Below are 3982 nucleotides of genomic sequence, written 5' to 3' on the forward strand. Positions count from 1 at the left end.
CGGGCCGCCCGGACCGTGGGCGAGCCGGCCCACGACGGCTGACCGGGCGGTTACCGGTCGCCCGTGTCGGTGCGGCCGGCCAGGCGTTCGTAGCGTTGCCGGGCGGCCTGCGGACTGCCCAGGCCGAGGCCGAAGGCGATCTCCGGCCAGGTCATGCCGCGTCCGCGCGCCATCTCCAGGAGGCCGGCCTCCAGTTCGTCCATCTCCGCGCGGGCACGCGGTACGAGGCTCAGCGCGGCGGTGATGTCCGCGTGGTCCACCTCGGGCTCGCCGTCCTCGGGCAGCGCGGCACCGCTGAGCAGGAACGCCACGAGCCTGACCGCCTCGTGCGGACCGATCACGCCGGGGTGGATCTGGCGGCGGCGCTGCGCGTCCGTGGCCGCGTGCCGCTCGGCGATGCGGAACAGGGAGGCGTGCACCCGTTGGACGCGTGCCGCGTCGGAACTCGGCGGAACGAAGGGGTCGTCGGGCTGTGCGGGACTGGTCGGCTGCATGCAACGAGCATCACAGGATGAACAATTTGTTGTCAACAAAAAAATCCTCCGTCGGGCGACGACTCCGCGCACCCCCGTGCGTCTATACCTGCGCAAGGCTCACCCACCGAGACACAGGACAGAAGGGGACGACACCATGAGCGCCGAACAGACCACCACCGGCAGCGACTTCTCCTACGAGCTGACCCGCACGCTGGACGCCCCCGTGGGAAGGGTGTGGCAGGCGTGGACCACCCCCGACCAGTACGCCCGGTGGGCGTACGCCGCCCCCGGCTCCGTCGAGATGGACGTACGGCCGGGCGGCGCCTGGAAGGCCACCATGGTCACTCCGGACGGCGGCGAGGCCCCGCTGACCGGCTCCTTCCTGGAGGTCGCCGAGAACCGCCTGCTGGTGGTGGGAATGGACGTGCCCGGGAGGCCCGAGCCGTCGAGGATGACCGTGAAGCTCGACGCGGACGGCGGCCGGACGCGGATCGCGCTCCACCAGACGTGCGGCACGGCGGAGGAACGCGCCGTGTCCGAGCAGGGCAGCACCATGCTCCTCGACAGCCTGACCGCCTTCCTGGCCGAAGGCGCCTAGGGGGGCGTCCGGATCGGGCCGGCTTCGGGTGACGGCTCCCTGCGGCCTGCGCGAGCGGGGTCCGGTGCCTGCGGCCGCGAGGCGGAGGAGGGCGCCGGGGAGGAAGCCCCGGCGCCCGACGGCGACGCGGCGGATGCGCGTGCCGGGGTCCGCGTCCCCGGCAGGATCCGAACGGCACCCCCTGGGGGGACGGACCCGGCTCGCGTGGTCGGACTCGGCTGCCGGTGCGACGCTGGGGTGGACAGGTTCCGAGGACGAGAACCCTGGAGGGAGACCATGGGACGGGACGTCCCGGCGCTCACCTTCACCCGCGAGGACCGCCGCCGCTACCGGATCAAGATGCAGGAGTGCCTGGAGACGTTCGCGCAGATGCTGCGCGAGTCACGCTTCGAGGCCGAAAGACCCCAGGTGGGGCTGGAGATCGAGCTGAACCTGGTCGACGACCGGGCCGAGCCCGCGATGCGCAACACCGATGTGCTGGAGGCGATCGCGGACCCGGCCTGGGCGACGGAGCTGGGCCGGTTCAACCTGGAGATCAACATCCCGCCGCGGCGGCTCACGGCGGGCGGCCCCGACTCCTGGGAGTCCGAGATCCGCGCCGCGCTCAACCACGCGGAGCAGCGCGCCGGGTCGATCGGCGCCCGTCTGATCATGACGGGCATCCTCCCCACCCTGCGCCAGGAGGACGTCGGCGAGGGAGCCCTGTCGGAGAACCCGCGCTACCGGCTGCTCAACGACCAGATCTTCGCGGCGCGCGGGGAGGACCTGCACATCGAGGTGACCGGCATCGACCGGCTGCGGACCTACGCGGACACGATCACCCCGGAGGCCGCCTGCACCAGTACGCAGTTCCACCTCCAGGTGTCCCCGGAGCAGTTCGCCGACTACTGGAACGCGGCGCAGGCGATCGCCGGCGTCCAGGTCGCGCTCGCCGCCAACTCCCCCTTCCTGTTCGGCAAGGAGCTGTGGCACGAGACCCGGATCCCGCTGTTCGAGCAGGCCACGGACACCCGCCCGCAGGAGATCAAGGTGCAGGGGGTGCGGCCCCGGGTGTGGTTCGGGGAGCGCTGGATCACCAGCGTCTTCGACCTCTTCGAGGAGAACCTGCGCTACTTCCCGGCCCTGCTCCCCCTGTGCGACGACCAGAACCCGGCGGAGACGCTGGAGCGCGGCGACATCCCCGAACTCGGGGAGCTGACCCTGCACAACGGCACCATCTACCGCTGGAACCGCCCGGTCTACGCCGTCGCCCAGGACAGACCGCACGTGCGGGTGGAGAACCGGGTGCTGCCCGCCGGCCCGACCGTGGCCGACACCCTCGCCAACGGCGCCTTCTACTACGGGCTGACCCGCGCCCTGGTGGAGGAGGACCGCCCGGTGTGGTCACGGATGTCCTTCTCGGCCGCCGAGGACAATCTGCGGACGGCGGCGCGGTACGGCATCGACGCCCGGCTGTACTGGCCCGGGATGGGCGAGGTGCCCGCCTCCGAACTGGTCCTGCGGCGGCTGCTGCCGCTGGCGCACCGCGGACTGGAGCGCTCCGGCATGGACGACGCCTGGCGGGAGCCGCTGCTCGGCGTCATCGAGCAGCGCTGTGTCACCGGCCGCAACGGAGCGGTGTGGCAGAAGGAGATGTTCCACCACATCGAGGCCTCGGCGCACTGCGGCCGGCACGAGGCACTGCGGCGCATGACGCAGCAGTACATCGACTACATGCACCTCAACGCCCCGGTCCACACCTGGCCCGTCGACTGATCCCGCCGACCGGTCCGGGCGGACGTCCGGGCCGGACCCGTACGCCCGCCGGCCCGTCAGCCCGGCCGGCGTCCGGTGTCGGAGTCGTCGGGGTCGACCCCGGTGAAGGCGGACTCGTCCTTGGTGCCGCTGGGGCGTGCGGAGCGGCCCCGGCGGCCCGTGTCCCGCTTGCCCTCCTCACCCCGGTCCGCGTACTCCTCGCCCCGCCGCGCGTCACTGCGCGCGACGTCACCCGGGACGGAGGTGCGCTCCTCCTCGACGTGCTTGCGGCCCGCTCCGCGCGACGGCGCGTGTTCCTCCGCGTGGAAGGAGCGGCGGGCGCTCGGGTTCTCCTCCTGCCGTGTCTCGTCGACGTCCGGGGACCAGCCGTGGTGCTCGCTCCCCTGGTGACGGCCGGCCCCGCGGCCCCGTGACGGCTGCGGCGACTTGCGCTCCTCGGGCATGTGTCGGCCCACCTGTCCACTCTCCTGGGGGCACGTCCCTCGGTGCCCCGGCAGTAAAAGCCTCCCACTCATCGGATTTCAGGGCATATCGGGCCGACCGGGGCCGGTCGTACCGCCTGCCACGCGGACGGAAGTGTCACCCGTGAGGGTGAGGAACGGGATTCATGTCGACGCTCATGGGCCGGTGTGCCCGACCATCGCAGTCAGCCGGGCCGCACCGGGTCCCGTCGTCCCTCCGGAAGGGCCGTCGCCATGCGCATCCTGCTCGTCGCCAGCGCCTACAACAGCCTCACGCAGCGGGTCCACGCCGAGTTGCGGAACCGCGGGCACGCCGTCGCCGTCGAGGTGACGCCGGCCGGACGGGACGTGGTCGCGGCCGTGGACCGGCACGGTCCCGAGCTGATCGTGGCCCCCCTGCTGAAGACGGCCGTCCCCCGCGAGGTGTGGACGGCCCGGACGTGCCTGATCGTGCACCCGGGTCCCGTCGGCGACCGGGGGCCGTCCTCCCTGGACTGGGCGGTCCACGAGGACGCGGCCGAATGGGGCGTCACCGTGCTCCAGGCCGAGGAGGAGATGGACGCGGGGCCCGTGTGGGCCACGGCGGAGTTCCCCGTGCCCCGGACCGGCAAGAGCGACCTGTACCGGGGCGAGGTGTCCGACGCCGCCCTCGACGCCGTACTGACGGCCGTCGAACGGTTCGTCTCCGGCCG

The 3982-nt window shown here is 72.6% G+C and carries 5 protein-coding genes; 3 read left to right on the plus strand and 2 right to left on the minus strand.

The features are described 5' to 3' along the window. Nucleotides 1–50: 50 nt before the first annotated feature. Nucleotides 51–494 carry a DNA-binding protein gene (locus tag B7767_RS26495; RefSeq protein ID WP_085574392.1) on the minus strand — a complete coding sequence of 148 codons (444 nt, stop codon included), beginning with the start codon at nucleotides 492–494 and terminating at the stop codon, nucleotides 51–53. Nucleotides 495–630: 136 nt separating this feature from the next. Here B7767_RS26495 and B7767_RS26500 point away from each other — a divergent pair, with 136 nt between their 5' ends. Beyond that, nucleotides 631–1074, plus strand: coding sequence for an SRPBCC domain-containing protein (locus tag B7767_RS26500; protein WP_085574393.1), 444 nt, complete (start codon nucleotides 631–633; stop codon nucleotides 1072–1074). 276 nt (nucleotides 1075–1350) lie between these two features. Further along, nucleotides 1351–2829, plus strand: a complete 1479-nt coding sequence (locus tag B7767_RS26505; RefSeq protein ID WP_085574394.1) for a glutamate-cysteine ligase family protein — start codon at nucleotides 1351–1353, stop codon at nucleotides 2827–2829. A gap of 56 nt (nucleotides 2830–2885) precedes the next feature. On the opposite strand, the gene B7767_RS26510 is transcribed toward B7767_RS26505, so the two are convergent. Continuing rightward, the gene (locus B7767_RS26510) at nucleotides 2886–3284 is read right to left on the minus strand and encodes a hypothetical protein (RefSeq protein ID WP_306297995.1); all 399 of its coding nucleotides are present in this window, start codon (nucleotides 3282–3284) and stop codon (nucleotides 2886–2888) included. 240 nt (nucleotides 3285–3524) lie between these two features. Between B7767_RS26510 and B7767_RS26515 the strand changes: the two genes are divergently transcribed. Continuing rightward, nucleotides 3525–3982: formyltransferase family protein (locus B7767_RS26515; RefSeq protein ID WP_306297996.1), on the plus strand; the 458-nt coding region annotated here is incomplete at its 3' end.

The organism is Streptomyces sp. 13-12-16 (genome assembly GCF_002114215.1).
Taxonomy (GTDB): Bacteria; Actinomycetota; Actinomycetes; order Streptomycetales; family Streptomycetaceae; genus Streptomyces.

Excerpts from the sequence above, each read along its gene's own strand:
- B7767_RS26495 (WP_085574392.1), bottom strand. The coding sequence starts at position 494 with ATGCAGCCGACCAGTCCCGCACAGCCCGACGACCCCTTCGTTCCGCCG.
- B7767_RS26500 (WP_085574393.1), top strand. The coding sequence starts at position 631 with ATGAGCGCCGAACAGACCACCACCGGCAGCGACTTCTCCTACGAGCTG.
- B7767_RS26505 (WP_085574394.1), top strand. The coding sequence starts at position 1,351 with ATGGGACGGGACGTCCCGGCGCTCACCTTCACCCGCGAGGACCGCCGC.